The organism is Streptodolium elevatio (assembly GCF_040649515.1).
In the GTDB taxonomy this organism is placed as follows: Bacteria; Actinomycetota; Actinomycetes; order Streptomycetales; family Streptomycetaceae; genus Yinghuangia; species Yinghuangia elevatio.
Genome location: NZ_JBEZFP010000082.1, coordinates 15,889 through 42,283, shown reverse-complemented (window position 1 = coordinate 42,283; position 26,395 = coordinate 15,889). Strand labels below are relative to the sequence as shown.

The window sequence follows — 26,395 nt, the reverse complement described above, 5'->3', positions numbered from 1 at the left end:
TGTCGCAGACTGACCGTCGGGAGCCGGTCTCAGTCTGACGAGCACACAGCAAGCGGCCCCGTTCCCCCCATGCCGTAGGGGACCGGGGCCGCTTGCGGTCGGCCACTACGCGCGGGGCGGCAGCCGTCCGGCGTCTTGGCGGGTTCTTGCGCGTTCCAGGGGCGGCAGTATGCCGGAGTCGCGACGCCATCGCTGAGGGAGCAACTGAGTGAACGAGCACTTCCGAGGTTTCCTGCGCACGTACCTCGATCTCGAGCAGGGGTACGACACCAGCGGTTACCTCCGTCCCACCCTGATGTCCTTCAGCGATGCCTACGTCGAAGCGGTGCGCGAAGGCTTCATACAGGTGGCGAGAGACCACTCGTTCGGCCCGGCCGAGTACGAGCGTCTGACCAACATCGAGTTTCCCGACCGGCAGAGCTTGCATGCGTACCTGCGGGCGCTCTACGCCTACCTCTTCGCAGAGGCGGAGCGGCAACCCCTGCCGCCGGAGGACCGCTGGCCACGTACGCCGGGAGGTTGACCGACGCTCCGGACGACACCGACTTGGACGTCGACACCACCAAGAACATGCCCGCCCAGACGGACCGTCGGGAGCCGGTCTCAGTCTGACGAGCACACAGCAAGCGGCCCCGTTCCCCCCGTGTCGTGGGGGAGCGGGGCCGCTTCATGTCTGGAGCCTTGACGCAACGTGGAGGGCGTCGTGCCGTGGTCCCTGGCGTCGCGCCCGGCCTGTACCGGTTTCCCACTGGTAGCGGAGAATCACCCGTTTGACTCCCGGAAATTACGATAAAACGATGCTCTGATTGCAGATAGTGAGCGTTGGATTGTCACGATTCACACTCATTGTCCCAAGAGTGGACGCGTCCCATGGCTCCCAAGGCGACGCGCCCGTTCGCCCTTGTGTCGTCCCCGCGTCATTCGACGGGCCCCACGCAGATGGGGATACGTCGGCCTGTCGGCTGTCTCGTGGCGGCATCGAATTTGTGAAAGGCCATCCATGGCAATCGACGACGCCTGTTCAACGGGCTTCCGAGAACCCCGGCTGCAACGATCTGCCGGACCAATGGCGGTGTTTCTCGGGCTGACCCTATTGGTCTCGGCGGCCCTCGTGTCGCTGGCTCCGATCGCCGGGGCGGCGACCGCCACAGTCGACTTGGGAACCGTCGGCAGCTATGCCGTGTTGGGCGGGCAGACCGTAACCAACACCAATCCGACCGTTCTCCACGGCGACCTGGGCGTCAGCCCGGGAACAGCGATCACCGGTTTCCCCCCGGGAATTGTCAACGGCACGACGCATGCGGCCGACGCGGCCGCATTGCAGGCGCAGTCGGACCTGACCATCGCCTACGACAACGCGGCCGGCCGTGCGCCTACCGCGAGTGTGGCGGGCGACCTCGTCGGCCAGACCCTGGTCTCCGGCGTCTACAAGTCCACCGGCCCACTCGGGCTCACCGGCACCGTCACGCTCGATGCTCAGGGCGACCCCAACGCGGTCTTCATCTTCCAGATCGCGGACACCCTGATCACCGGCTCCTCCAGCACCGTCGCGCTCATCAACGGCGCCCAGGCGTGCAACGTCTTTTGGCAGGTCGGCAGTTCGGCCACCCTGGGGACGAACACGTCGTTCAAGGGCACCATTATGGCGCTGACCTCCATCGCGGTGACCACCAGCGCCACCATCGAAGGCCGGGCCCTCGCCCGCAACGGCGAGGTCACCCTTGACAACAATGTCATCACCAGGCCCTTCTGCATCATCGGACCGCCTGGACCGAGCGGTTCGCCTGGGCCGACCGGACCAGCGGGACCAACCGGGTCTCCGGGGCCCACTGGACCGGCGGGACCGACCGGACCGACCGGACCGACCGGACCGGCAGGACCGACCGGTGCGCCGGGTTCGCCGGGTGCACCGGGTTCGCCGGGTGCACCGGGTTCGCCGGGCGCGCCTGGAGCGCCCGGATCACCAGGCTTGCCTGGAGCGCCCGGAGCGCCCGGAGCGCCCGGAGCCCCTGGGGCGCCTGGAGCGCCTGGAGCACCGGGCTCCCCCGGAGTCCCCGGAGCCCCTGGTTCGCCGGGGGCGCCCGGAGCACCGGGAGCGCCCGGTTCGCCTGGACCGGTCGGACCCGCTGGACCGGTCGGACCCGCTGGACCGGCTGGCCCCGCTGGACCGGCTGGCCCCGCTGGACCTGCTGGCACCCCGGGAGCAACTGGGCCCAGCAGTCCGACAGCTCGACCCTCGGGCTCTCCCAAGCCGAGCGGCACGCAAGCCACGCCCAACAGGCCCGGGAAACCCGGCGATCATGGGTCGAACCGGCCCAGCACGTCGCATACCCGTCCTGCCGACGGTGTGCAGACGACCGCTGCCGCCCCGCATCACGGGGGGCCCAAGCCGATTGCGTCGCAAACCTGTTGTGCCAGCAGCCCGCAGACCTCGGCTGCTGCTGTGCATCAGGGCGGTGACGGCCGCGGCAGTGCCTCGCATGCGGTATCACCCGACAGATTGGCCAATACCGGCTTCAGTGACCTCACCGGCTGGCTGGTCGGTGCCGGTGTGGCAATGCTCGCCTTGGGTGTCCTGGGCATCGCCTGCACCCGAAAGACCCGCACCCCCGCAATCGAAGCCGGTGGTCGCCACGAACAAGGCTAGGCAGGTGTCCCAAATGGCCGGGTAACAGCCCCTCCGACTTCCGCCCCCGATTCGCGGTGACATGTGCCGCGACTCGGGGGCGGACTGTTTTCGGCGATCCGGCCGACACGTCGATCACGGGTGTGAATCAGTCAAATTCGATCATCTAGCCGTTATTGTGTGATTCGAGCGCGTCCTGGCCGTGGAAGATGAGGCCAGGGCGCGCCACGGCCTCGGATATACAGCCAGGGGTGCAGCGGGCAGGCACGGCCCTGGGCGGGTGTCCCGGCATTGGCGTGTCCGCCACGAAGGTGGCCGGTCAGGCGGTCGTCCCGGTCCTGGTCTCCGCTCGCGAGAAGACGCTCGACCTGGAGAAGTACAACAACCCGCGTGACATCGATGCGCCGGACGACGACGAGTCCGGCCCCGTCGACACCACCAAGAACGTGCCCGCCCAGACCGACCGTCGGGAGCCGGTCTCAGTCTGACGGTCACACCCCAAGCGGCCCCGGTCCCCTCGTGTCGTGCGGGACCGGGGCCGCTTCACGAGCAGGGGACGCCAGTTGGCCTGTGGTTCAGGTCAGCCGGTTGGTCGTGTAGGCGTGGATGGCGTCGCGCTGGAACGTGGACAGGCCTGGGGCGATGGCCTCGTACGCGGTGTGCCAGGTCTCGTTGTCCACGCAGGCGTTTCCGATGGCGCGGTACTCCGCGGCGGAGACCGCGCGCAGTTGGACCAGAGCCCGGTACTGGACGTCGATCTCGTCTTGCACCGGCTCGGAATCGGCTGGGTGGCCCGCGGCCATGAGCTCGGCCAGCCGGATCATCTGGGCTGTGCGTGCGCGGTGCGCGGCGTCGGCATCGGCCTGGCTCATCGTGGCGGCTTGCCTTCCGACCGCTTCGGCGATGCCGGGGAAGTCGCGCATGTTCTCTTCGTAGTGGGAAGGCCGTACGCCCTCGAAGAGGTTCTCTGGTCGGTTGATGGCCATCGGCTTGCCGTCCTTCCTGGACTGCTCCAGTTCGGCGATCGTGCGGGAGACTGTGCCGGCCAGGGCGTCGAGCCGGTCGCGTTCCGCGAGCAGGCGCCGGTGATGACCCTGTAGGGCCACCACCTCGTCGACCTGTTCGGAAAGAACACGCCCGATCTCCGGAAGGCCGAGGCCCAGGGCGCGCAACACGAGGATTTGCTGCAGACGCAGGAGCTGCTCCTCCTCGTAGTAGCGGTGTCCGTTGGCGCCGATCCGGGATGGCACCAGCAGACCGGTCTCGTCGTAGTGGCGCAGTGTCCGGGCGGTCACGCCTGCCATCCGGGCCACCTCGGCAATCGGCCAGTCCATCCCCGCTCCCGCGCGATATGTCACCGGGCCGGTCGCTCCGGCCTGGTCACGACGGTAGGAGCTGCCGCAGCGGCAACTTCAACCCAAAGCTCGGGTACCCATTCGAACCAGCACGAGCCCGCTCGCCCACTCCCGCCATGTCATTCCGCGCGGCTGTGCCTGGGAGTGCACGTTCGAGCTGCTGAGACCCTCGGCCGCGACTGCGGGTGCCGACTTGGTCCGCCCAGCAATGTGGCCGGTCAGGCGGTCGTCCCGGTCCTGATCTCTGCCTCCGTTTCGTGGGGGAGTGGGGCCGTTTCGCGTGGCCGTGGATACGCTCGCGAGATTTCCATGCTTGTCCAGCACCGCCGCTGCGACGACGAGACCGGCGGGCGGCCGTCCATGGGCTACGAGTGCGGCTGTTGACGGGCGACGCCGCGTGCGAGGGGATGCGCACCGATCGGCCGGGATGCCGGGGGGATGTGGACAAATTTGTTCGCCGATATTGCGGGGGAGTCGTGGTGAAGTCGGTGAGATTTACCGGGCTCTGACCTCCCAATGTGTCTTGTTCACGTCGGGTGTCGCAGCAATACTGCTCCGGCAACGTAGAACGTGTTCTATCCATAAATGCGGGTGGGGGCCGGGCGATGCGTTCGACAGGCAAGGCACGTACGGGCGTCGTGGGCAGGCGGACACTGCGGCATGCCGCCGCGCTCGCCGTGGTCGGCGTGCTCGCGGCGGCCGGGTGCGGTCGGAGCGGGGTCGACCGGGTCCCGGAGGGGGGCCGCTTCCGGCCCGCCGCCGCGCCCGCCCCGCCCTCCGCGACGCAGACGACGCAGGCGACGCCGCCGACGTCGGCGGCTCCCTCGGAGTCCGGCAACGGGACGGGGGCCGGCGCCGGGTCGATCGGAACGGAACCGGAGGCTGAGGCGTTCTTCGACGCGCCCGAACAACTGCCGGGGGACAAGCCGGGAGGCCTCGTACGCGAGCGCCCCGCCGCGTCGGACAAGGCCGTCGCCGGGGCGGCCAAGGAACAGCTGGTCATGTACCGCACGACCGGACCCGACGGAAAGCCGGTCGCCGCTACCGGCACCGTCGCGCTGCCCGCCGGCCCCGCGCCGGAAGGCGGTTGGCCGGTCGTCGCGTGGGACCACGGCACGACCGGCATCGGTGCGACGTGTGCGCCCACCCGCGAAGGCTCCGGGCCGAGCGAGCAGGGCTCGGCGGAGATGCTCGCCGAGTTCGTGAAGCGCGGGTACGCCGTCGTGCAGCCCGACTACATCGGCATGGGCGTCAACGGGGTCAAGCACCCCTACCTGGACGGCAAGTCCGCCGCGTACGCGACGCTCGACCTCGTGCGCGCGGCCCGCGAGTTGGACACCGGAGTCGGAAAGACGGTGTTCGTCGCGGGCCACTCGCAGGGCGGCCATGCCGCGCTGTGGAGTGCGCACTATGCGCCCGAGTACGCCCCCGAGTTGGAGCTGAAGGGTGTGGTCGCCATCGCTCCCGCCAACGGGTTCCACTTCGTGCCGTTCCTCGCCGCGCAGGGCGACCCGGCGGCCAGTGAGTACATCGGGATCGTGCTGTTGCTGGTCAACGGCGCCGGAGCGGCCGACCCGGCGATCAAGCCGGAGGACCTGCTGAGTGAGGCCGGCGCCGCAGCGGCGGAGAAGGCGTGGACCACGTGCGTGGGGGAGCAGGGTGCCCAGGGACAGCAACCGCCTTCGTCAGCTGAGCTGTTCAAGGCCGGCGCCGACCTGTCGCCGCTGACCCAGCGCCTGGTCTCGAACTCTCCGGACCTGGTGAGGACGCCGGTCCCGGTCCTCATGCCGCAGGGCGGCAAGGACCCGCTCAGTGCGCAGAACCAGGCGCTCGCGCAGTCGATGTGCCAGGCCGGGGGCAGCGTCGTGTACAAGCCGTATCCGGATCTCGCGCATGATGCGGCTGAAGTCTCCACGCCCGCGCCCGACGTGGTCGCGTGGATCGAAGCCCGCAAGGCCGGGACGCCGGTGGAAGGCGCCTGCGCCTCCTAGGCTGCCTGCGTCTTGAGCGGGCCCGCGTCTTGCAGGCGAGCGCGCCCACCTGACGCCACACACTCCGGGGCATCGCCCTCCGGGGCCCGCATCGCGCGGAACCGCGCGGTGCGGGCTTCCGCCTGCGGAACCGCACGATGCCACCCCGGCATAACGCACCGGACCGCGTACGCCCGGCAGTTCACCGGCCCCTCCCGGAGGGCAGCCCGCACGCCGCGGCCGGCCCCGGACCGGACGCGCGAGGGCCGCCGCGGGATCGCATCCCGCGGCGGCCCTCATGTCTGCCGTGTCCGGGCCGTCAACCGGCGGTCACGCCGGTGACGAACCCGCGCGCCCCAGGCACCCGAGGCGTATGCACCCAGGCACCTCGGCCGTCTCAGGCAGCCGACTCCCGCCGACTGCGCAGCACCGCCCCGGCGACCGCCGTACCCGCGAGGGCAACGAGGCTGATCACGACGACGATCCACGACGACGTGATGAGTGAGTCGGTGAAGACGTCGTACACCGCGCCCGTCGCCTCGCTGCTGAGCGTGGAGCTCTTCGTCGCCTCGTCCACGACCGGCGACCGCGCGAGGTTGGTGGCCACCAGCAGCACGCCGCTCGCGACGAGCGTGCCCATCGCGGCCAGCGCGAGCGCCCGCAGGCGGTGGACGGCCACCGCGACCCCGGCGATGAGCAGGCCGATCGCCAGCGACGGCAGCATCCACCCCGCGTCGTCGACGCCCTTGAGCGCGTCCTGCGCGGGACCCGATTCCGGGATGTCGGCGAGCGACACCGGGATCTCGGTGGGCAGTTGGGTCCGGTCGACCCGTACGCCCGCCTTGCTCAGCTCGGTGAACAGCGGGTCCAGCGGCGTCTGCACCTTGATGGTCAGGCTGTCGCCGTTGACCTCGGTCATCGCGGAGTCCTTGCCGAGCAGCGTCGACACCACGACGTTGTGCGCGGTCGCCGCGCCTTCCTTCCACACGCGCTTGAACTCGTCGGTCGCCATGACCGCGCCCACCGACGAGATCACCATCGAGCGCGCGCTCTGCGGGATGGCGGCCTGGTCCATGACCTCGCTGGCGATCCGGCTCTGGATCTCGTCGCGGATCGCCGGCTTCTCGATCAGCTCGGCCGCGTTGTCGGCGAAGCCGGAGTCCGAGATCAGCTCGCCCTTGAGCCACGACGCCGATATCGCGGGGATCGTCAGCAGTACGGTCAGCAGCAGGCACAGGAACGCGGCGGTGCCGCGCAGGCCGGAGTACGCCGGACGGCTCGACCGCGGCGCGCCGCGCGGGCGCCCCCCGGGACCACCAGGACCACCAGGACCGCCGAAGCCGCCGCCGGGCGATCCCGGGCCGCGCGGCGCGTCGCCGAACTGCGGCTGCGGCGGGTAGCCCGAGTCGGCGGGAGCGTACGAGGGGGCGGCCTGCGCGCCGTACCCGCCGTACTGTGTCGGTGCGTCGGCGACGCCGGACGGGGCGGGAGCGGCACCAGGCGGTGCCGGCGGGCGCGGCGGCGGGGCCGCCTGCCCGTAGCCCGGAGGGCCCGGGGGCGTTCCGCTGTCGCCCGGGCGGGACGCGGGGTACATAGGGCCTCCGTGGGTGATCTGGGACTCGTCCCCTGGTAGATGTGGCCGGCAATGCTGCTAATAGAGACTGGTTCCGGGGACAAGTGGTTGCGACAGGCGGTCGCCGCGACCGGCCGCGAGCCTTTCACCGGCCTCGGACCGCGCGCGGGCATGCCTGTTGCCGGCCCCCCTGAATGACGAGAATGCCAGTCGGCGCGCCTGTCCGGGCGACCAGGGGCCTTGTTGTGGCAGGGCGGTGACACTCCTCGGACCTCCCCCTCGCACGGCGGCCCGCCGCCCGGGCATAGCCTCTGGGGGTGGACATCATGGACACGGCGCCCCGCGACCCGGGCGACGCCGGACAGCCCGCTCCGTCGACGATCTCTGGCGCCGCCGAAGGGGAACACCCCACCCGGCCGCGCGTCGGCCACATCCAGTTCCTCAACTGCCTGCCGCTGTACTGGGGCATGGCGCACAGCGGCGCGCTGCTCGACATGGAGCTGACCAAGGACACGCCCGACCACCTCAACGACATGCTCGTGCGCGGCGACCTCGACATCGCGCCGATCAGCCTGGTGGAGTTCCTGCGCCACGCCGACGACCTGGTCGTGCTGCCCGACATCGCGGTCGGCAGCGACGGCCCGGTCATGTCGGTCGTGCTGGTCAGTCAGGTGCCGCTCGACCAACTCGACGGCGCCACGGTCGCGCTGGGCTCCACGTCGCGGACTTCGGTACGCCTGGCCCGCCTGCTCCTCGAAGAGCGCGACGGCGTACATCCCCGCTACTACACCTGTCCGCCGGACCTCGCGCTGATGATGCAGGAGGCGGACGCCGGCGTGCTCATCGGCGACGCCGCGCTGCGCGCCTCGCTGCACGACGCGCCGCGGCTCGGCCTGCACGTCCACGACCTCGGCCAGGAGTGGAAGGAGTGGACGGGCCTGCCCTTCGTCTTCGCCGTGTGGGCGGCCCGGCGCGACTTCCTGGCGCGGCACCCGGACCGGGTACGCGACGTGCACCGCGCCTTCCTGGAGTCGCGCGACATGTCGATGGCCCGGGTGGACAAGGTCGCCGCACAGGCCGCGCGCTGGGAGGCGTTCGACGCCGCGACGCTGGAGCGGTACTTCGCGGAGGCGCTCGACTTCTCGCTCGGCGAGCGGCAGCTCGCGGGCATCGCGGAGTTCGCCCGGCGCACCGCGCACGACACGGGGTACCCGTCGGACGTACGTGTGTCGCTGCTCGACCCGTGAGACCGACCGCGACCACCCGAGAACTCGGACCATCCGGGATCTGAGACGACTGCCACAGCACCTCGTCGCCGCCAGACCTTGCCCTGAAGATCGCCTTGATCAAGGGTGGGCTTCCATGGGCAAGATTTATGCAGAAGGCGTCACGAGCGACCTGAAGTCGTTCATTCTCGACCAGCCGGTCTATTTCGTCGCGACCGCACCGCTGGATCCGGACGGCCACGTCAACGTGTCGCCCAAGGGCCACGCGGGGTCGTTCGCGGTCCTCGACGACTGGACGGTCGCCTACCTCGACTGGACGGGCAGCGGCGCCGAGACGCACGCCCACATCCTGGAGAACGGCCGCATCACCCTCATGTGGACGGCCTTCACCGGCCCGCCGATCATCGTGCGCCTGCACGGCCGGGGCGAGACGGTACGCCGCGACGACGCGCGCTGGCCCGAACTCGCCGCGCACTTCAAGGACGCCGACGAGCCCGGTATCCGCGCGATCGTCCTGGTCCACGTCGCGCGCGTGTCGGACAGCTGCGGCTACTCCATACCGTTCATGGACTACGTGGGCGAGCGCCCGGTGCTGCGTGAATCCTGGGACGGCAAGACGGAGGACGAAGTCGAGGCGTACATGGAGAAGAAGAACCGCACGAGCATCGACGGCCTTCCGGCCCTGCCCGCGGCACAGGGGGCCTCGGCCGCCGGTTAGGCTTCGTGGTGGTTCCAAGTTGCCGTGGAGGTCCCGTGAGTGCTGTTGCCGCCGAGTCCGAGGGTGTTCGGTACGAGCTGCAACCGGTCCTGGACCGGGCCGCCGCGGGCGGCCGCATCACCCCCGAGGAAGCCCTGGAGCTGTACGCCCACGCCCCGCTGCACGCACTGGGCCGCGCCGCCGACGAGGCGCGCCGCCGCCGGTACGCCGGGACCGAGCACATCGCGACGTACATCATCGAGCGCAACATCAACTACACGAACGTGTGTGTCACGGCGTGCAAGTTCTGCGCGTTCTACGCCCCGCCCAAGAGCGAGAAGGGCTGGTCGCGCGAGCTCGACGAGATCCTGCGCCGGTGTGCGGAGACCGTGGAGCTGGGCGGCACCCAGATCATGTTCCAGGGCGGCCACCACCCGGACTACGGCGTCGAGTACTACGAGCGCGCGTTCTCCGCGATCAAGGCGGACTTCCCCGAGCTGGTGATCCACTCGCTCGGCGCGTCCGAGGTCGAGCACATGTCCAAAGTGTCGGGCGTGCCGATCGAGGAGGCCATCACCCGTATCAAGGCGGCCGGCCTGGACTCGTTCGCGGGCGCCGGCGCCGAGTTGCTGCCGGCCCGTCCGCGCCAGGTCATCGCGCCGCTCAAGGAGTCGGGCGAACGGTGGCTGGAGATCATGGAGACGGCACACGGCCTGGGCCTGGAGTCGACGTCCACGATGCTCATGGGCACCGGTGAGACGAACGCCGAGCGCATCGAGCACATGCGCATGATCCGCGACGTGCAGGACCGCACGGGCGGCTTCCGGGCGTTCATCCCGTACACCTACCAGCCGGAGAACAACCACCTGAAGGGCCGCACGCAGGCGACCCTGCTGGAGTACCTCCGCATCATCGCCGTCGGGCGGCTCTTCTTCGACAACGTGAACCACCTCCAGGGCTCGTGGCTGACGGTCGGCAAGGAGGCCGGGCAGCTGTCGCTGCACTACGGCGCCGACGACCTCGGCTCGGTGATGCTGGAGGAGAACGTCGTCTCGTCGGCGGGCGCGAAGCACCGGTCGAACCGCATGGAGCTGATCCACCTGATCCGCGCCGCGGGGCGCGTCCCGGCGCAGCGCGACACGACGTACAACCACCTGGTGATCCACGACGACCCGGCGGCGGACCCGGTGGACGACCGCGTGGTGTCGCACCTTTCGTCGACGGCCATCGAGGGCGGTACGGCGCACCCGGCGCTGACGATCGTCGAAACCCGCTGACCGCTCTCGCCGCTCTCAACGCCCTCAGCGCCCTGACCGGGCCGGCCCGTCGCTTCCGTCGACGCGTCCGTGGCCTCTGCCGCGCACGGGTACGTCGGCCGCCGTCCACACGCGGGATGGCGGCCGACGTACCCTCTCCGGGAGGATGGCCCGATGCCGCTGACCATCCACGCCGCGCCCGTCGTGCTCACCATGACGGGCGAACCTCCCCTCCGTGACGGCGCCGTCGTCGTGGACGGCGACCGCATCGCGGCGGTCGCGCCCGCCTCCGAGGCGGTCGACCGCTTCCCGGACGCGCGTGTGCGCCGCTGGCGCGGCGTGCTCACGCCGGGCCTCGTCAACGCGCATGCCCACTTGCAGTACACCGACTTCGGGCACCTGGCGTCGTCCGGGCTGCCGTTCCCGGAGTGGCTGGCGGCGCTCAACCGGGACCGCGCCGACTACACCGAGGCGCGCTGGCAGGAGAGCGCGCGGCGCGGCGTACACCTGATGCTCAAGTCCGGCACCACGGCCGTCGCCGACATCGTCTCGAACCGGCCTGCCCTGACCCCGGTGGCTCGGTCCGGCATCCGCGGTATCTCGTACATCGAGGTCATCGCCGACTCCGCCCGCTGGGACGCCAAGCGCCGCGCACGCCTCCTGGACGTCCTGACCTCGCCCGCGGACCGGACGCTCGGCGTCTCGCCGCACACGCCGTACACCGTCGGCACCGACGTCTTCCGCGAATGCGTCGCCATCGCCCGCGAACGCGGCCTGCGCATCCACCCGCACCTCGCGGAGTCCGCCCACGAGATCGAGTTCGTACGCGACGGCACAGGCCCCTTCGCCCTCGTCAACCACGCCGTCGGCTTCACCCTCGAACTCCTGGACGGCGGCAGTGGGTTGACCCCCGCGGCCTACCTTGACTCGATCGACGCCCTCGGCCCGGACGTGCACGTCGCCCACGGCGTGCACCTGGACGCGGCCGACCGCGCGGTGCTGCGCGAGCGCGGAACCCCCGTGGCGCTGTGCGTACGCTCCAACCGCATCCTCCAGGCCGGCGAACCCCCTGTCGCCGACTACCTGTCCGAAGGTTCCCCACTCGCCCTCGGCACCGACTCCCTGGCCTCCTCCCCGTCCCTGGACCTGTGGGAGGAGGCGGCTGCCGTACGTGAGTTGGCCCTGCGCCAGGGCTACACCGCCGCCGACCTCGACCGCCGTCTCGTCGAAGCCGCCACCGTCGGCGGTGCCGCGGCTCTCGGCCTCGGCGAGACCGGCGCCGGCACCCTGCGCCCCGAAATCCCCGCCGACTTCGCCGTCTTCGACGTCCCCACCGACGAAACGGACCCGCACACCGCGCTGGTCATCGAAGGCGGCGGCAGTTGCATCGGAACGGTCCTCGCGGGACGCCTCGTACACCGCCGCTGACACACCCAACTCCTGTGTGGAGCCCGTACTTTCGGGCCGAAAAGCGCGCCTGCGCCGGCCCCGGGAGCCGTGCTCGGAGCAATCTGCCCGCGATCCGGCACGCCCCCCCGAAACCGCAGGCTGTTACACGGGCGGAGCCCAGTCCCCGCAACGAGGAATGCGGCGTACGAGGCCGTCCGGTGCGCGTTTGTGTGACCATGTCACTGGTTGGTGACAGCGCAGTCGTGGATCGACGACGCCTATTTCCCCTCGGTTCACACCCGCCACATAGTGATCACACAAGCACCGAGGAGCCGAAACCGCTTCGGCTTCGATCACTGACTGGCTATCAAGGGGTTCTCCATGTTCGGCCACCGTCGCAAGGCTTTGCTCGTCTCCGCAGCCCTCGTCAGCAGCGCCATGCTGCTCACCGCGTGCAACGGCTCGGACTCGGACTCGGGCGCCGCGCAGGGTTCTTCCTCTGCCGCACAGCCCGGCGCGGCGGTTCCCCCCTCCAACGCCCCCGCCCCGGGCAACGGTCAAGGCGCCGGCGCGGGTGATTCCGGCACAAACGGCAACGGGCAGGCCCCCGCTCCCGCCGGGAAACCGTCCGGCGGACAGGGGACGGCAGCCGGAAGCGGGGCCGGGGCCGGCGCCGGGACCAGCGCCGGGGCGGGAGCCGGGACCAGCGGTGGCGCCGACGGCAGCATCGGCAAGTGCCGTACCGACGACCTGAAGATCACCGCGATGGACGCCACCATCACGGGCGACCCCAATGGCACCGTCGCGGTGACGTTCGAGAACATAGGCCACAACTGCACGATGTCGGGTTACGCGGGTGTCGACCTGAAGACCGCCGCGGGGTCGGTGTCCGCGCAGCGCATCGGCCAGCCGGCCGAGCCGACGGTCCTGCAGAGCGGCAAGTCGGTGTCCTTCGGTATCGACTACCCGATCAACGACTCGGGCGGCTCCGGCGTCCGCATCACGGACCTGGTGGTCACCCCTCCCGGTGAGACGAAGTCGATCACCCTCAAGTGGCCGGGCGGCGGCTCGCTGCCCGTCACCGACGGTTCCGGTACGCCGGTGCAGGTCGGCCCGATCGGCAGCGCCGGCCAGGGCGGCTGATCCGCGCGCCCGCGCCCGGGCAAGGCAAAAGATCCGACAATGTCCGTGAGTTCGGGCCCCATCGCGAGAGCGGTGGGGCCCGCGCCGTTGTGCCGACGGGGCTCGCCCGGACCCCGCGTGCGCGGTGCGCGTACGCCGACAGGCGAAGATGTACCCGTGACCCGAGCATCCCTGGACAAGAAGCCGCGCGACGTCGCCGCGATGTTCGACGACGTGGCCGAGAAGTACGACACCACGAACACGGTCCTCTCCCTGGGCCAGGACCGCCTGTGGCGCAAGGCCGTCGCGCAAGCCGTCGACGCACGCCCCGGAGAGCGTGTGCTCGACCTCGCAGCCGGTACGGGCACCAGCTCGCTGCCGTTCCGCGACGCCGGCGCCACGGTCGTACCGTGCGACTTCTCCATCGGCATGCTGCGCGAAGGCAAGCGCCGCCACCCCGAACTGCCCTTCACCGCGGGCGACGCCATGCGGCTGCCGTTCGCGGACGGCGTGTTCGACGCGGTGACCATCTCGTTCGGGCTTCGCAACGTCAGCGACCCCGAGGCCGGCCTCGCCGAGATGCTGCGCGTGACGCGCCCCGGCGGCCGACTGGTCGTGTGCGAGTTCAGCCATCCCACCTGGAAGCCGTTCCGCACCGCGTACGTCGAATACCTCATGCGCGCCCTGCCCCCGGTCGCGACCAAGGTCAGCAGCAACCCGGACGCGTACGTCTACCTCGCCGAGTCGATCCGCGCCTGGCCCGACCAGGCCCACCTGGCCGCGCTCGTGCGCGAGTCCGGCTGGGAGCGCGTCGCATGGCGTGACCTGTCCGGCGGGATCGTCGCGCTGCACCGTGCCTTCAAGCCGTCGGCTCGTTAAGCAAGGCGCAAGCGAAGAAACGCAACAGATCGTCAGGCGAGGAACCGCAGGCGCACCCGCGCGATGTCCGGGGAGTCCGTCGGAGCCTTGCCCCGCACACGCGCGTCCTCCCCGCGGCACCGGCGGCGGAGCGGCGCCGAGGAGCTGATCGATGCGCTGGGCCGCCCTCATGGTCGCCGCTGTCCTCACCGCCGCGGCGGGCTGCTCGTCCGGGGACGCCGGAGCCCCTGTCGCGGCGTCGAAACGCCCGGGTGAGCCGAACGGCGCGCACGGATCAAGCGTTCCAAGCGGTGCAAATGGTTCAAATGGTTCAAATGGCGCCGAAGCTCCGCGCCCCGGCGGTCCGCAGCCCAATACCGCGGCCCTCGACGTCGCCGCCGAGAACGCCAAGCCGGGCACCGAGGACTGGAAGACCGGCCTGCGCACCGACCCGACGAAGTCGATCGAGGCGTACGCCGACCGCATCGCGGTCCGTCCGGGCGAAACCTTCCGCCTCTTCGTCTCGACCACCGCGCCGGGGTTCACCGCCAAGGCCTACCGAATGGGCTGGTACGGCGGCAACAAGGGCCGCGAGGTGTGGAAGTCCGCGCACACGCCCGGCCGCAAGCAGGCCGAGCCCGTCATCGACCCGGGCGTCAACACGGTCCACGCGGACTGGGATCCGTCGCTCACCGTGCCCACAACCGACTGGCCCGAGGGCTCCTACCTCCTGCTCCTGACCTCCGACGCGGGCTTCAGCACATACGTGCCGGTCACCGTGCGCAGCGGCCAGACGCGCGGGCGCACGGTGCTGCTCAACGCCGTCACGACCTGGCAGGCGTACAACGAGTGGGGCGGCTACAACCTCTACAACGGTCCGAGGGACTACAGCGACCGGGCGCGCATTGTGAGCTTCGACCGGCCGTACGACAGCACCGGCGCCGCCGGGTTCCTCAACATGGAGCTGCCGCTGATCGCGGTCGCCGAGCGCATGGGCCTACCTGTCGCGTACGCGACCGACGTGGACCTCGACGCCGAGCCGAAGATGTTCGCCGGCGCAACCGCCGTCATCACACTCGGACATGACGAGTACTGGTCGACCGCGATGCGCGAGCACGCCACCGAGGCCCGCGACTCCGGCACCAACCTCGCCTTCCTGGGCGCCAACGCCGTCAACCGGCACATCCGGTTCGGCAGGACCGCGCTCGGCGACCGCCGCCTCGTGATCTGCTACAAGTCCGCCGCCGAGGACCCGATGGCCGCCGACGACCCGACCGAGACGACGCAGGACTGGCGCCTGCCACCGCACTCGCGGCCGGAGAACGTGCTGACCGGCACGTACTACCAGTGCTTCCCGGGGAACGCGCCGTTCGTCGTCTGGGACGCCGACGCGTGGGTGTTCGCCGGTACGGGCGCCCGGCGCGGCACCGCGTACAAGGGTCTCGTCGGTGTGGAGTACGACCGCGTCGTCCGCGACCCCGCGCCGCCCCAGCCCATCCAGGTCCTCAGCCACTCGCCGGTGACCTGCGGGGGCAAGGCGGACTTCGCCAACGCCTCCTACTACACCGTGCCTTCGGGGGCGGGCGTCTTCTCCACGGGCACGATGCGCTGGGTCTGCGCACTCGGCACGGCCTGCGGGCAGTACCTCGACGAGGCCGGCCGGCGCTTCGCGACCCAGGTGACGGAGAACGTCCTGCGCGCGTTCGCCGCCGGTCCCGCCGGAGAGACGTACCCTGCCCGCGCTAACTTCGCCGAGGTCGCCGGGCCGTGATCCACAGGCACTTGTGGACCGGAATCCACGTTGTCCACAGCTCGCGGCCGATGTCGATCGTCCCGGCATCCGGCTAGGTACGGTGAGGGCATGTCAGCACTCATGTCAGTCAACGTCGGCAAGGCCACCGCGACGGAGCACTCCGAGGTCGCGGTCACCGGGATCGACAAGCGCCCGGTCGAGGGGCCGGTGCGCCTCGACGTCCCGGTCGAAGGCAGCGGCGTCGCGGGGGACGACGTCTGCGACCTGCGCAACCACGGCGGCCCCGACCAAGCGGTGTACGCATTCGCGTGGGAGGACCTGAGCAGTTGGTCCGACCGCATCGCGGCCGAGGTCCGCCCGGGCGTCTTCGGCGAGAACCTGACCACGGTCGGCATAGACGTCACGGGAGCGGTGATCGGCGAGCGCTGGCGGGTCGGCGGTGCGCTGCTCGAAGTGTCCGTGCCGCGCATACCGTGCCGTACCTTCGCCGGGTTCCTGGGGGAGCGCGGCTGGATCAAGCGGTTCACCGAGGACGCACGCCCGGGGGCGTACCTGCGGGTGATCGAACCGGGTGAGGTGCGGGTGGGCGACACCGTCGAGATCGTGCGCAGGCCCGCGCACGGCGTCGACATCGGCACGGTCTTCCGTGCGCTCACCAGGGAGCCGGAGCTGCTGCCGAAGCTGGTCGACATCGAGGAACTCCCGGAGGAGACGCGCAACAAGGCGCGCAGGCGCACGGGTATGGCGGTCGACGTGGACCTGGCTTCCGGTCCGGATGCCGTACCGGATCGCCTGCGCGACGCGGACTGATCCCGACCGAATGGTTGGGGGCAAGCGATGCCGGGGCCGGAACGCACCGCGCGCCGCCCTAGACTTGAGCCAGTTGCAACCCTGAGTTGCAACACGGAGTTGTAACCCTGAACTGCAACCCTGAATTGCAACACCGTGTGGCACTACCGACTTGCACGACCGACTTGCACCACCGACTTGCTGTAGCGAGTCGCAGCACCATCCGCAGTACGCCGAACCTCTCGGCACCCGAACCCATCGGCGCACCCCAGGAGAGCCGCGTTGACCGAGACCAAGTCTGACGAGTCCACCGCGTCCCTTGCCGCCTCCCGCACCGGCTCGGGTGCCGCGGACTCCGCGCACGAGGCCGATGTCATCGTGGTCGGCGCCGGCCCGGCGGGATCGACGACGGCGTACCACCTGGCAAAGGCCGGGCGCAGCGTGCTGCTTCTGGAGAAGACGGCATTCCCGCGCGAGAAGGTGTGCGGTGACGGGCTGACGCCGCGCGCGGTCAAGCAGTTGGTGTCGATGGGCATCGACATCTCGCCGGAGGCGGGTTGGCTGCCCAACAAGGGGCTGCGCATCCTCGGCGGCGGCATGACGCTCCAGCTCGACTGGCCCGACCTCGCCTCGTTCCCGAACTACGGCCTGGTGCGCAAGCGCACCGACTTCGACGAGATCCTCGCGCGCCAGGCCGCGTCCGCGGGGGCGAAGGTGCACGAGCGTACGAACGTGACCGGCCCGGTGCTCGACGAGCGCACCGGCCGGATCGTCGGTGTCCGGGCCAAGGTCGGCGCCTCGAAGGAGGAGAAGATCTTCCGCGCGCCGGTCGTCGTCGCGGCGGACGGCAACTCGACGCGGCTGTCCCTCGCGATGGGCCTGCACCGCCGCGAGGACCGGCCGATGGGTGTCGCGGTGCGGACGTACTTCAAGTCCCCGCGCCACGAGGACGACTACCTGGAGTCGTGGCTGGAGCTGTGGGACAAGCGTGACGGCAAGAACGACCTGCTGCCGGGCTACGGCTGGATCTTCGGCATGGGCGACGGTACGTCCAACGTGGGTCTGGGCTTGCTCAACACCTCGGACTCCTTCAAGGACATCGACTATCGCGACCTGTTGAAGGCGTGGGTCGCGGGCATGCCGGAGGAGTGGGGCTACACCGAGGAGAACCAGGAGGGCCCCATTCGAGGTGCGGCGCTGCCCATGGGCTTCAACCGCCAGCCGCACTACACGAAGGGATTGCTCCTCGTCGGCGACGCGGGCGGGATGGTGAACCCGTTCAACGGCGAGGGCATCGCGTATGCGATGGAGTCGGGCGAGATCGCCGCCCAGGTCATCGCGCAGGCCCTCGCGCGCAACACGCCGGAGGGCCGGGAGCGCGCGCTGCACGACTACCCGCGCATCCTGAAGCAGACGTACGGCGGTTACTACACGCTGGGCCGGTTGTTCGTGAAGCTCATCGGCGAGCCGAAGGTGATGAACTTCGCGACGAAGCACGGCCTCCCGCACCCGATGATGATGCGGTTCGTGCTGAAGATGCTTGCGAATCTGACGGACCCGCGCGGCGGGGACGCCATGGACCGCATCATCAACGGCATGGCCAAGATCGCCCCAGCGGCCTGAGCGAGGGTGGTACACCCGGGCGGCCGGCTCTCCCCGAGCCCGGCCGCCCGACCCCTCTTCAGCCCTGTTGCTTGAGCGCGTCCACGAATTCGTCCCAGGCTGTACGCGGGACGCTCACGCAGCCGCGTCCCCGACTCTTCGTATCGCGCACTCCGGCGACCGGCGGCAACGATGCGACCTCGACGCACTCCTGATTGCCACTGGAGTAAGACGACTTCCGCCAGACCGGTTCCACACTCACAACGCTTCCAATCTCGACGCGATCAGCTGTAGCGACTCGTCGCCACCCAACGCGTGCCCACACACGTGCTCAACGCTCCTGCGATAGCGACGCACATCCCGCTCGCCGTCCTTGAACTGGGCGCCGCCGTGATACTCCACGTAGACCACGCTGGGCTCGCTCGCCCCGGCGAAGTCCACCAGCGTGAACGCCCCCACCAGTGTGCTGGCTGTCGCGCTGAACGGAACCACACGAATCTGCACGTTCTGAAGCCTGCCCAGAACAAGCAGGTGCTCAAGCTGCCCCCGCAGTACTTCGACGCCGCCGATCTCGGCGTGGAGCGACGCCTCGCTCACAATCGCCGTGAACTCCACCGGACTTTCGCCGGTCAAGATGCGTTGACGCTTCATACGCAACTGGGTCAGCGCATCCGCGTCGTCGATGTCCGGCACGAACGGGCTGCCCATGATCGTTGCGTGGGCGTAGGCCGAGGACTGCAACAAGCCTGGAATCAGGCACGAGTTCACGGTGTAGATCGTCGACGCCTCGCCTTCCAGCGAGATCAGCTCCTCGTACGGCGCGGTGAGGATGTCGGCGTACTCGGTCCACCATCGTGGGCCACGGCTGTCCTCCATCCAGGTCTCGAGCCGCCGCAACTCCTCGCAAGGAGCCTCGTAGAGGTCGATCAGCTTGTGCAGATCATGACGCGACAGGGACACTCGCGCGTTCTCGATCCGACTCAGCTTGGACTTGTCCCATCCGCATACTTCGGCGACGTTCTCCAGGGACATCCCGGTCCCGCCGCGCAGAGACTTCAGCGCCGCGCCGAGACGCCGCCGGGCGTAGGACGGTGTGGCGGGCATCGCTCTTCTCCCACTCCGTGCGGATGCAAGTGCGCGGCAGGTTACCGCCAATTCCGCTCGACTCAAGGCAAGTTCGCGCACGTTAGCTCAACTCAGCGAATCTGCTTGTGTGCAAGGTTGCACGTCTGCCAGGCTCGCAATAAGGCGGTCACGCATCGTAAGTGACCCGCTACCTCGGGGAGCCGAATGTCCACCGGCCAAGTCCATTCCGTACCCTCCGATCACCACTTCCTGACCCCGTTGGCCGCCGTCACCTGTCCCGTCGCTCCCGAACTCGTGCGCCACCTCCGCAACTTCGTGCGCGACTGCACCCTGGGCCTCGACGCGTCCGCCGATACCGCCGACACCGCGCGGCTCCTCACCAGCGAGCTCGTCTCCAACGCCGTCCGCCACGTTGCGCCCGGCAGTCCGCTGCACCTCGAAGTACTCCGCGACGAGGCATGCCGCCTCCTCCTCGTCACTGTCGAGGACGGCGACCGCACGCTCCCCGCCTTCCCCCCGACGTCGTCGCCGTCGTCGTGCCACGCCGCCGAGTCCGGGCGGGGGCTGCCGCTCGTCTCCCTCCTGGCGGAGGAGTCCGGCGTGGCCCCGTCGCCCACCGGCAAGCGCGTGTGGTTCGCTCTCAAGCTCGCATGATCCTTCGGCGCGTCGTACGCAAAAGATCCCAACAAACACCATCAAAATCACTTCATGACAGGTGAGCGCGACCTCCGGCGACTTCTCGGCACGATGGAGCCTGAACTCCGGGCGGGCGTATGGGTCTTCACTTCGGTGAAAGGCCCCGCCCCCGAGGGCTTCGACATCGCCGTCACCGTCGCCGAGGCCGAAGGCACCACGCTCGTCCTCCCTCAGGAGCAGGCCGACGCCGCGGGCTTCTCGTACGACTTCCGCGCCGCCTGGATCATCCTGCGCGTGCACTCCGCCCTCGACGCCGTCGGCCTCACCGCCGCGGTGGCCACCCACCTCGCCGACTTCGGCCTGAGCTGCAACGTCGTGGCCGGCTTCTACCACGACCACATCTTCGTTCCACACGACGAAGCCGACGCGGCCATGTCCGTCCTCAAGGCCCTCTCCGCCCAGCACCGCCTGTAGCGGCCTCCCTCGGCAGCCCCGTCCACCGAATACGCTGCGGTGTCGACACCCTCTTCGACACCGGAGTCTCGATCTTGGCCTCCTTCACCACCCGTTACCGCAACGGCGAGCACGAAGCCGTCTGGACGGAGCTGCGCCTCCTCGGCCCCGTCCCCGCGTCGCTGTCCGAGGATTGCGCCGACGTCGCGGCCGAGACGATGCGCCGCGTACGCCGCCACGTCGACCGCCTCGGGGACGCGTACCGCGAGCTCGGTTTCACCGGCGGCGAGGGTGTGGCTCCGCCCCCGGAACCGGCCGAACTCGCCGAACTGGACAGGCTGGCCGCGGAGATCGGCGGCCTGCCGTACGCCCTCGACGCCTGCATGCGCATCGTCGGGTTCGTGGACTTCATCGGGGACTGCGAGCCTCTGAACCTCTGGTACAGCGACCACGAACGCGGCAAGCAGTGCCCAGTACTGCCGGATCCGCTGGCGACTCCGCCGACCTACATGCTCGCGCTCAACTGGGAAAGCTACTGCGACGACCACGGCGACGAGTACCACGACGACGAGTACCACGACGACAGCGACGAGCCGATCGCGGACCGGCCGGGGTTCGCGCTCGACTTCGCGCCCGACGACATCAGCAAAGCCAACTACAGCGGCTCGACCCAGACCGTCGAACTCCCCTCACGGGTGGCCGATCCGCCGCTGTCCGGCATCAGCGAACGCTCGGGCATCACCCTCGTCGACTACCTGCGGCTGTCCATCGCCTGGGGCGGGTTGCCGGGCTGGTCGCTGACCGACAAGACCCCGCCCGAGGCGCTGAGCACGCTACGGGTCACGCCCGACTTCTAGCAGTCGTCAACGCGTTGGACTTCACATTCGACAGCGCCCGGCGTCAGCACGCGCAACCCGTGCTCGCATTTTCCGGTACGGCTCGTGGCTCAGATGCCGCTCCCCTTGCCCAGCCCCTTGCTCAGCCCCTTGTCCAGCGCCATGCCCGAAGTGGGCTCGCCGAGAGCGCGAGTCGTCATGACATTGGGGGTCGCGTTCGCGAGGGCCAGACAACTTTTCTGGGGCGGTGTGCCGAGGCGGGCCATGTCGGCGACGGGCGTCAGGGCTGCGACGGCCGCCTTGAGGCCGGGTGCCGCGGTCGGCAGCGGGGTCGACAGCCCCGTGCGGGCGGCGGCGGTCGCGAAGACGCCGCTGAGCAATTCGGGCGGTGCGTAGTTGACCTGGTGTCCGCCCTCGGCGGTGTGGATCAGTGTGTGCGGCACCCCCTCGGCGTTCAAAAGACCGGAGTAGCGCAGGCCGTTGTCCTTGGGGGCGACCCGCGTGTCGTCGGCGCCCACCGCGATGACGACGTGGGTGCCGCCGCCCTTCTGCCAGCCGAGTGACTCCAGTCGCCGGTTGGCGTCGATGGTGTCCGTGCCCGGGCCGAACTTCCACAGGCCGCTGCAGTCGGAAGGGACACGATCCGGGTGTCGGTCCAGATCCTCCAGGTCGTGCTGCGGGAACCCGACCATCGGTGCCACGGCCGCCACCACGCGGAAGGCGCCGGGGGAGTCGCGTGCGATGTTGAGGAGTGTATTGCCCGGCCCGGAAAAGCCGAGTGCCGTCGCGGCGTCCGGTGCGCACACGCCCGCGGCCACCAAGGCGTCTTTGGCGTTCAACCAGTCCTGCTGCGACAACCGCCCGTCGGCGCCGTCACGAGCGTGTCCGCGACGTTCGCCGAGGTCTCCGCCGCCCGGCAACACGGCTGATGCCACCACACCTCCGGCCCGTCGCCAGGCGTCGAACGCGTCCGCCACGTACCCGGGTTCGATGTCGGCGGCAAGCCCCATCACGCCGTACCCGGTCAGCAGGGTCGGCGCCGGTTCGGTGACTCCCCTGCGGCGCGAGACCCAGATGACGGCCTCGGGCTCCTGCCCTGCGGGCTGGAAGCGGACCGGGAAAACCTCCGTGTCGCTCTGGACCGGGCCCGCGGTGGTCCCGACGACCGACGGTGGCCGCCAAACGCGCGCGGGGCGGTCCGGTTCGTTCAGATTGTGCTCGGTCGTACTGCGGAATCCGGGAGCCTGCCAGCTCACCAGCAACCGATCCGCAGCCCCGCCGACCCCGCGGATCGATGCCGCCTGGGTTCCCTCCGGAGGCCGGATGGTACGCAGCAACTGGCCATCGGTGTCGTGGAGAGTCAGCCAGGACGCGCCGTCCCGCGACCGGGTCACCCTCAGACCCTGCCTGCCGCCGACGTCCCCGGGGGCCACCGCTGTCCTGGGGAATCAACTGCCGCCAGCGCTCGGGGTCTGCCAAGTCCCGGGGCTCCACCGCGAAGACGGAGCCGCGGTCGTTCGCCGCCTCTGCGGACACCACGTGAAAACGCCCGGCGGCGAACGCCGGCAGACGGCTTGTGAACGGAGTCTTGACCGCCACCGTGGCGACCGCCGGCGCTTCCACGGCGTTGCGTTTCGTCGCATCCGACGCGTGCAGATCTGTGATGTGGAGGAGTGTGTCGGTGGTGCAGCCGTCGTGGCCGGCGACGACGAGCCAGCGCCCGTCGTCGACCACTATGGGAGCCAGAAAGGGGCGGCGCGGGTCCTGGCCGGGAACGGGGAGTGCGGCGTCCCGGTCGGCGGGCTCTCCGACGACATGCCGCAGCAGATGCTGCCGGTAGACCCCGAGAACAGGGTCCGTACGCACATATATGAACCCCGAAATGTCCGGCAGCCACGCGATATTGGTGGATCTGCAGCGGTCGGTCGGACCTTCGAGCACATCACCCGTATCGCGGTCGAGCACCCATAACCGGGTTTCCTCCCGGGCGTCGATCGTCTGCACGGCCAGCCTCCGGCCGTCGGGTGACAGGTCCCACCTTCCTATCCAGGACCGCCCCGAAGGGTCGAGACGGCGGGGATCGACCAGCGTACGGACCATGCCCCGGTCGAACGCGAGCACCTTGTTGCTGCGATCGCGCGCCGACCTCACCTCGAGCAGGAAACGGTGGCGATCTCCCACCGGCAGTCCGGTCGTCGTCGATGTCGCGGTGAACCAGGCCCGCCAGCCCGACGACTTCCCATGCCCCGTAGCGCCCATCGCCCTCGCTCCCTTCGGCCAGGCCGGTGTCACGGATGCCGTTGACAGTCCGGACAACCGACCCGACTTCTGCGCGTCGTTGTTCGGGACCGAGCGTTGCCGCGCCCCTCAGCGGCGTGCTCGATCCTTGCGCGGTGACCGGGGAGCAGGGAAACAACGAAATGCTGTTCCCACCACAACGTTTCGCCGTATGCGCCGCGTTCGCCGAGAGGCAGGGCGCTCACCCTCGACGTCGACCAGACCGGGGTGCAAGGACTTGGAATCCGGGTATTTCGGGCTCTGAGGTGTCGCGTCTTGTGAGGGTCTGGGTCTCGCGCGCGGCCCGCGCAGGGGACTGACCCGGTCGCTCGGTCGTTCTCGCAGCGGCACGACTCGTTCGGGGCCCGGCGTACGCTTCCCGGCGCAAATACGCCATCTGGGCCATGTTCCCGATCCCGTGTGCCCGCAGAGTGGATCACGCCGGGACGCCGACCGACGCGACCCCGGCTCCGGGGCGTCCCCCCCAGCAGCGCCGTCCCGCTCTGCCCCCACTCGACGGATGCCGCCGCTCGCACCCTCGCGCGGCGTTCGGGATTTGAGGAACTGCCTTGCTCAGGACCACCGCGCCACGCGTACGAACCTCTCGTGCCCAACTCCTCCGCACCACCACCGCCGTCGCGTTCGCCGGGCTGCTCGTCAGCGCATGCGGCAGCGGCGGGGACGACGCCGGTTCCGGCAAGCCGCCGTTCGGGTCCACCGAGCAACCCGGCGCCGTCGGAGGCGTCTCGTCGGGTGTCGGCAAGCCGTCCTCGTCGGCCTCGGGCAAGGGGGACACCACCTCTGGCAAGGGAAAGATCGACGTACGCACGGTCGATCCCTGCTCCTTCGTCGCCCACGAAGCCCTCACCTCCTACGCCGCGGCGAAGTCCCCACCCGCCACTCGACCCGGCGCGTCCCCGCTCCCGGCCAAGGATCCGATCACGTCCAACCCCGGTGTCACGTACAACAGTTGCACCGTGAACATGCTCGCCGCCGTGGGCGGCTCGGTCGACGTCGCCGTCGATCTCGCCGACATCGCGGTCGAGGAAAAGGCCCTCGCGGAACCCGCCAAGGGAGCCACCGTCCGCGAGGCGAACGGCCTCCGCATCGTCTCGTTCACTCACGAGGGTGACGGCACAACGTCCTGCCAACGCGCTCTCGTGGACAAGGACATGAAGGCGACCAAGGTCGACGTACGTGGCAACGCCGCCGCCGCCCGCGCCGACGTCTGCGCGATCGCGGACGCCGTCGTCGAGGCCGGGAGCAAGCTCGTCGCCGACGGCGGCCTGGCGGTGCGCACCTACGCGCCGAAGTCCTTCGTGAAGCTGCGTCCCTGCGACGAGGTCTCGGACAGCGCCCTCGCCAAGGTGCCGGGGCTGGCCATCAACAAGGTCCCGAACGCGACCGGCTTCAACTGCTCGGTCGGCCCGGCCGGCAACGATGCGAATGCCACGGTCGTCCTGGTCCGAGTCGGCCTCAGGACCTCCGCGCTCGCCGGCGACCCGGCCAAGCAGGTCCAGATCGCCGGACGCGCGTCGACGGTCGAGTACGAAGAGGCCGCGCCCGCGTACCGCCTGCCCGGCCGCTGCTCCGTCGCGACGACGGGCGCCGCACTCGCGGACACGAAGTCGGCGGAGATAGCCGAGGTCGTCGTCCTCGCGCCCAGCGAGCCCAACGAGGAGAAGGTGTGCGCCGCCGCCAAGGAGGTGGCCGCCGACTTCTGGGGCAAGCTGCCGAAGTAGTCGGGCACGGCGCTGGTTGGGCGATCCGGTCCTACGTCTCGGCGGACTCCTATTACTTGATGGAGTCTAGTATCTTGTCGGTTCCGATCCGCTCCGATCGTTCCGACCCGATCGGCGGCGCCGCAGCGGGCCGGAGGGCCCGACGTCCAGACGTACAGCCGAGGTGCACACAGCCATGGACCCACTCCGCTTCGACAACCGCGTCGCCGTCGTCACCGGCGCGGGCCGCAATCTCGGCCGGGTGTACGCCCTGGCCCTCGCCGAACGCGGCGCCCGCGTCGTCGTCAACGACCTCGGTGTGGCGATCAGCGACACCGACGGCTCCGGCGACGGGCCGGCCGAGAACCCGGCGGTCGCCGTCGTCCGCGAGATCGAGGCGCTGGGCGGCGAGGCGGTCGTGAGCACCGACTCGGTGGCGACGGAGGAGGGCGGCGCCGCGATCGTCGACACGGCCGTCGAGGCGTTCGGACGCGTCGACATCGTCGTCAACAACGCGGGAGTCGTGCGTACCGCCCCGTTCGCCGACCTCCCCCCGGAGTTGGTGGACCCGGTGCTGGCCACGCAGATCGCGAGCGTCTTCCATGTCACGCGCCCGGCTTGGCGTCTGATGGCCGCGCAGGGCTACGGCCGCATTGTGAACGTGAGTTCAGGATCGGCGTTCGCGGGCGTGCCGGGCCTGTCCGCGTACGGCGGTGCGAAGGCGGGCGTCATCGGCCTCACCCGCCAGATGGCGACCGAGGGCGCCGGGCTCGGCATCAAGGTCAACGTCATCGCGCCGTACGCGAAGACCCGCCCCGGCACCGGCTTCGGCCCGATCCCCCCGTCGGACGAACTCAACGCCTGGATGCGCCCGGAGTTCCTCACACCCCTGGTCAACCTGCTCGCACACGAGGAATGCCCGGTCACCGGCGAGTGCTTCGCGGCGGGCGCCGGGTACGTCAGCCGAGTGGTGTGGTCCACCACCGAGGGCCTGGTCGACCGCAACATGACCACGGAGACGCTGCTGCGCGACTGGGAACACGTGATGGACACCGACGGCATGGCAGTAGTCGGCCACGACGGCGGCGGCACGACCCACAAAATGCTCGTCGGCTTCACTCCGCCCCAAAGTCCGCCGACGCCGAAGTCCTCGTCGGCGTAACGGACTCC

The 26,395-nt window shown here is 69.9% G+C and carries 23 protein-coding genes and 2 pseudogenes; 18 read left to right on the top strand and 7 right to left on the bottom strand.

What is annotated here, in order from left to right:
- The first annotated feature begins 208 nt into the window (after positions 1-208).
- Together AB0C36_RS27430 and AB0C36_RS27425 are read left to right on the top strand one after the other, a co-directional pair.
- A complete protein-coding gene (locus AB0C36_RS27430; RefSeq protein WP_358358832.1) occupies positions 209-523 on the top strand; it encodes a hypothetical protein in 315 nt (104 codons plus the stop codon).
- Between the two features lie 477 nt (positions 524-1,000).
- Positions 1,001-1,681, top strand: a pseudogene (locus tag AB0C36_RS27425) (ice-binding family protein); the annotation flags it as partial.
- Between the two features lie 73 nt (positions 1,682-1,754).
- On the opposite strand, the gene AB0C36_RS27420 reads toward AB0C36_RS27425, so the two are convergent.
- A complete protein-coding gene (locus tag AB0C36_RS27420) occupies positions 1,755-2,036 on the bottom strand; it encodes a hypothetical protein (RefSeq protein WP_358358840.1) in 282 nt (93 codons plus the stop codon).
- An 886-nt stretch (positions 2,037-2,922) separates the two neighbouring features.
- Here AB0C36_RS27420 and AB0C36_RS27415 point away from each other — a divergent pair.
- Positions 2,923-3,114: a hypothetical protein gene (locus AB0C36_RS27415; RefSeq protein WP_358358830.1), complete on the top strand. Its 192-nt coding sequence runs from the start codon at positions 2,923-2,925 to the stop codon at positions 3,112-3,114.
- Between the two features lie 87 nt (positions 3,115-3,201).
- Here the strand turns inward: AB0C36_RS27415 and AB0C36_RS27410 are convergent, their stop codons facing one another.
- Positions 3,202-3,960 (bottom strand): MerR family transcriptional regulator, encoded by a 759-nt coding sequence (locus AB0C36_RS27410; RefSeq protein WP_358358827.1) that lies wholly within the window; start codon positions 3,958-3,960, stop codon positions 3,202-3,204.
- A gap of 626 nt (positions 3,961-4,586) precedes the next feature.
- On the opposite strand from AB0C36_RS27410, the gene AB0C36_RS27405 reads away from it, so the two are divergent.
- Positions 4,587-5,972 carry an alpha/beta fold hydrolase gene (locus tag AB0C36_RS27405; protein ID WP_358358824.1) on the top strand — a complete coding sequence of 462 codons (1,386 nt, stop codon included), beginning with the start codon at positions 4,587-4,589 and terminating at the stop codon, positions 5,970-5,972.
- A gap of 376 nt (positions 5,973-6,348) precedes the next feature.
- On the opposite strand, the gene AB0C36_RS27400 is transcribed toward AB0C36_RS27405, so the two are convergent.
- A complete protein-coding gene (locus tag AB0C36_RS27400) occupies positions 6,349-7,545 on the bottom strand; it encodes a hypothetical protein (RefSeq protein ID WP_358358821.1) in 1,197 nt (398 codons plus the stop codon).
- A gap of 305 nt (positions 7,546-7,850) precedes the next feature.
- Here AB0C36_RS27400 and AB0C36_RS27395 point away from each other — a divergent pair, with 305 nt between their 5' ends.
- From AB0C36_RS27395 to AB0C36_RS27355, 9 genes are all read left to right on the top strand, one after another.
- Complete coding sequence (locus AB0C36_RS27395) at positions 7,851-8,771, top strand: menaquinone biosynthetic enzyme MqnA/MqnD family protein (RefSeq protein WP_435839123.1); 921 nt, start codon at positions 7,851-7,853, stop codon at positions 8,769-8,771.
- A 115-nt stretch (positions 8,772-8,886) separates the two neighbouring features.
- Entirely contained in the window at positions 8,887-9,468 is a 582-nt protein-coding gene (locus tag AB0C36_RS27390) for a pyridoxamine 5'-phosphate oxidase family protein (RefSeq protein WP_358358818.1), read from the top strand.
- Between the two features lie 35 nt (positions 9,469-9,503).
- Positions 9,504-10,724 (top strand): cyclic dehypoxanthinyl futalosine synthase, encoded by a 1,221-nt coding sequence (gene mqnC / locus AB0C36_RS27385; RefSeq protein ID WP_358358815.1) that lies wholly within the window; start codon positions 9,504-9,506, stop codon positions 10,722-10,724.
- A gap of 153 nt (positions 10,725-10,877) precedes the next feature.
- Positions 10,878-12,131, top strand: a complete 1,254-nt coding sequence (locus AB0C36_RS27380) for an amidohydrolase family protein (RefSeq protein ID WP_358358813.1) — start codon at positions 10,878-10,880, stop codon at positions 12,129-12,131.
- Between the two features lie 342 nt (positions 12,132-12,473).
- Positions 12,474-13,235: a DUF4232 domain-containing protein gene (locus AB0C36_RS27375; RefSeq protein WP_358358811.1), complete on the top strand. Its 762-nt coding sequence runs from the start codon at positions 12,474-12,476 to the stop codon at positions 13,233-13,235.
- 156 nt (positions 13,236-13,391) lie between these two features.
- Positions 13,392-14,093, top strand: coding sequence for a demethylmenaquinone methyltransferase (locus AB0C36_RS27370; protein WP_358358809.1), 702 nt, complete (start codon positions 13,392-13,394; stop codon positions 14,091-14,093).
- A gap of 151 nt (positions 14,094-14,244) precedes the next feature.
- On the top strand, positions 14,245-15,843 hold the full coding sequence (locus AB0C36_RS27365; RefSeq protein ID WP_358358807.1) for a N,N-dimethylformamidase beta subunit family domain-containing protein: 1,599 nt from the start codon (positions 14,245-14,247) through the stop codon (positions 15,841-15,843).
- Between the two features lie 90 nt (positions 15,844-15,933).
- Positions 15,934-16,635: an MOSC domain-containing protein gene (locus AB0C36_RS27360; RefSeq protein WP_358358805.1), complete on the top strand. Its 702-nt coding sequence runs from the start codon at positions 15,934-15,936 to the stop codon at positions 16,633-16,635.
- Positions 16,636-16,989: 354 nt separating this feature from the next.
- On the top strand, positions 16,990-18,237 hold the full coding sequence (locus tag AB0C36_RS27355; RefSeq protein WP_358358837.1) for a geranylgeranyl reductase family protein: 1,248 nt from the start codon (positions 16,990-16,992) through the stop codon (positions 18,235-18,237).
- Positions 18,238-18,295: 58 nt separating this feature from the next.
- Here AB0C36_RS27355 and AB0C36_RS27350 read toward each other — a convergent pair whose 3' ends face one another.
- Entirely contained in the window at positions 18,296-18,472 is a 177-nt protein-coding gene (locus AB0C36_RS27350) for a DUF397 domain-containing protein (protein WP_358358802.1), read from the bottom strand.
- Positions 18,473-18,474: 2 nt separating this feature from the next.
- Complete coding sequence (locus tag AB0C36_RS27345; RefSeq protein WP_358358799.1) at positions 18,475-19,320, bottom strand: helix-turn-helix domain-containing protein; 846 nt, start codon at positions 19,318-19,320, stop codon at positions 18,475-18,477.
- 186 nt (positions 19,321-19,506) lie between these two features.
- Between AB0C36_RS27345 and AB0C36_RS27340 the strand changes: the two genes are divergently transcribed.
- The 3 genes from AB0C36_RS27340 (at position 19,507) to AB0C36_RS27330 (ending at position 21,248) form a co-directional block, all read left to right on the top strand.
- Positions 19,507-19,956, top strand: a complete 450-nt coding sequence (locus AB0C36_RS27340; protein ID WP_358358797.1) for an ATP-binding protein — start codon at positions 19,507-19,509, stop codon at positions 19,954-19,956.
- 54 nt (positions 19,957-20,010) lie between these two features.
- Positions 20,011-20,412 (top strand): ACT domain-containing protein, encoded by a 402-nt coding sequence (locus AB0C36_RS27335; protein WP_358358794.1) that lies wholly within the window; start codon positions 20,011-20,013, stop codon positions 20,410-20,412.
- A 74-nt stretch (positions 20,413-20,486) separates the two neighbouring features.
- The gene (locus AB0C36_RS27330; RefSeq protein ID WP_358358791.1) at positions 20,487-21,248 is read left to right on the top strand and encodes a hypothetical protein; all 762 of its coding nucleotides are present in this window, start codon (positions 20,487-20,489) and stop codon (positions 21,246-21,248) included.
- 89 nt (positions 21,249-21,337) lie between these two features.
- On the opposite strand, the gene AB0C36_RS27325 is transcribed toward AB0C36_RS27330, so the two are convergent.
- Together AB0C36_RS27325 and AB0C36_RS27320 are read right to left on the bottom strand one after the other, a co-directional pair.
- Complete coding sequence (locus tag AB0C36_RS27325) at positions 21,338-22,483, bottom strand: alpha/beta hydrolase family protein (protein WP_358358788.1); 1,146 nt, start codon at positions 22,481-22,483, stop codon at positions 21,338-21,340.
- A gap of 241 nt (positions 22,484-22,724) precedes the next feature.
- Positions 22,725-23,327, bottom strand: a pseudogene (locus AB0C36_RS27320) (hypothetical protein); the annotation flags it as partial.
- Between the two features lie 746 nt (positions 23,328-24,073).
- On the opposite strand from AB0C36_RS27320, the gene AB0C36_RS27315 reads away from it, so the two are divergent.
- Entirely contained in the window at positions 24,074-25,246 is a 1,173-nt protein-coding gene (locus AB0C36_RS27315) for a hypothetical protein (protein WP_358358786.1), read from the top strand.
- Between the two features lie 175 nt (positions 25,247-25,421).
- The gene (locus tag AB0C36_RS27310; RefSeq protein WP_358358784.1) at positions 25,422-26,387 is read left to right on the top strand and encodes an SDR family NAD(P)-dependent oxidoreductase; all 966 of its coding nucleotides are present in this window, start codon (positions 25,422-25,424) and stop codon (positions 26,385-26,387) included.
- Positions 26,388-26,395: the final 8 nt, after the last annotated feature.

Excerpts from the sequence above, each read along its gene's own strand:
- AB0C36_RS27395 (WP_435839123.1), top strand. The coding sequence starts at position 7,851 with ATGGACACGGCGCCCCGCGACCCGGGCGACGCCGGACAGCCCGCTCCG.
- AB0C36_RS27410 (WP_358358827.1), bottom strand. The coding sequence starts at position 3,960 with ATGGACTGGCCGATTGCCGAGGTGGCCCGGATGGCAGGCGTGACCGCC.
- AB0C36_RS27405 (WP_358358824.1), top strand. The coding sequence starts at position 4,587 with ATGCGTTCGACAGGCAAGGCACGTACGGGCGTCGTGGGCAGGCGGACA.
- AB0C36_RS27390 (WP_358358818.1), top strand. The coding sequence starts at position 8,887 with ATGGGCAAGATTTATGCAGAAGGCGTCACGAGCGACCTGAAGTCGTTC.
- AB0C36_RS27340 (WP_358358797.1), top strand. The coding sequence starts at position 19,507 with ATGTCCACCGGCCAAGTCCATTCCGTACCCTCCGATCACCACTTCCTG.
- AB0C36_RS27380 (WP_358358813.1), top strand. The coding sequence starts at position 10,878 with ATGCCGCTGACCATCCACGCCGCGCCCGTCGTGCTCACCATGACGGGC.
- AB0C36_RS27365 (WP_358358807.1), top strand. The coding sequence starts at position 14,245 with ATGCGCTGGGCCGCCCTCATGGTCGCCGCTGTCCTCACCGCCGCGGCG.
- AB0C36_RS27400 (WP_358358821.1), bottom strand. The coding sequence starts at position 7,545 with ATGTACCCCGCGTCCCGCCCGGGCGACAGCGGAACGCCCCCGGGCCCT.
- AB0C36_RS27375 (WP_358358811.1), top strand. The coding sequence starts at position 12,474 with ATGTTCGGCCACCGTCGCAAGGCTTTGCTCGTCTCCGCAGCCCTCGTC.
- AB0C36_RS27310 (WP_358358784.1), top strand. The coding sequence starts at position 25,422 with ATGGACCCACTCCGCTTCGACAACCGCGTCGCCGTCGTCACCGGCGCG.
- AB0C36_RS27345 (WP_358358799.1), bottom strand. The coding sequence starts at position 19,320 with ATGCCCGCCACACCGTCCTACGCCCGGCGGCGTCTCGGCGCGGCGCTG.
- AB0C36_RS27335 (WP_358358794.1), top strand. The coding sequence starts at position 20,011 with ATGACAGGTGAGCGCGACCTCCGGCGACTTCTCGGCACGATGGAGCCT.
- AB0C36_RS27360 (WP_358358805.1), top strand. The coding sequence starts at position 15,934 with ATGTCAGCACTCATGTCAGTCAACGTCGGCAAGGCCACCGCGACGGAG.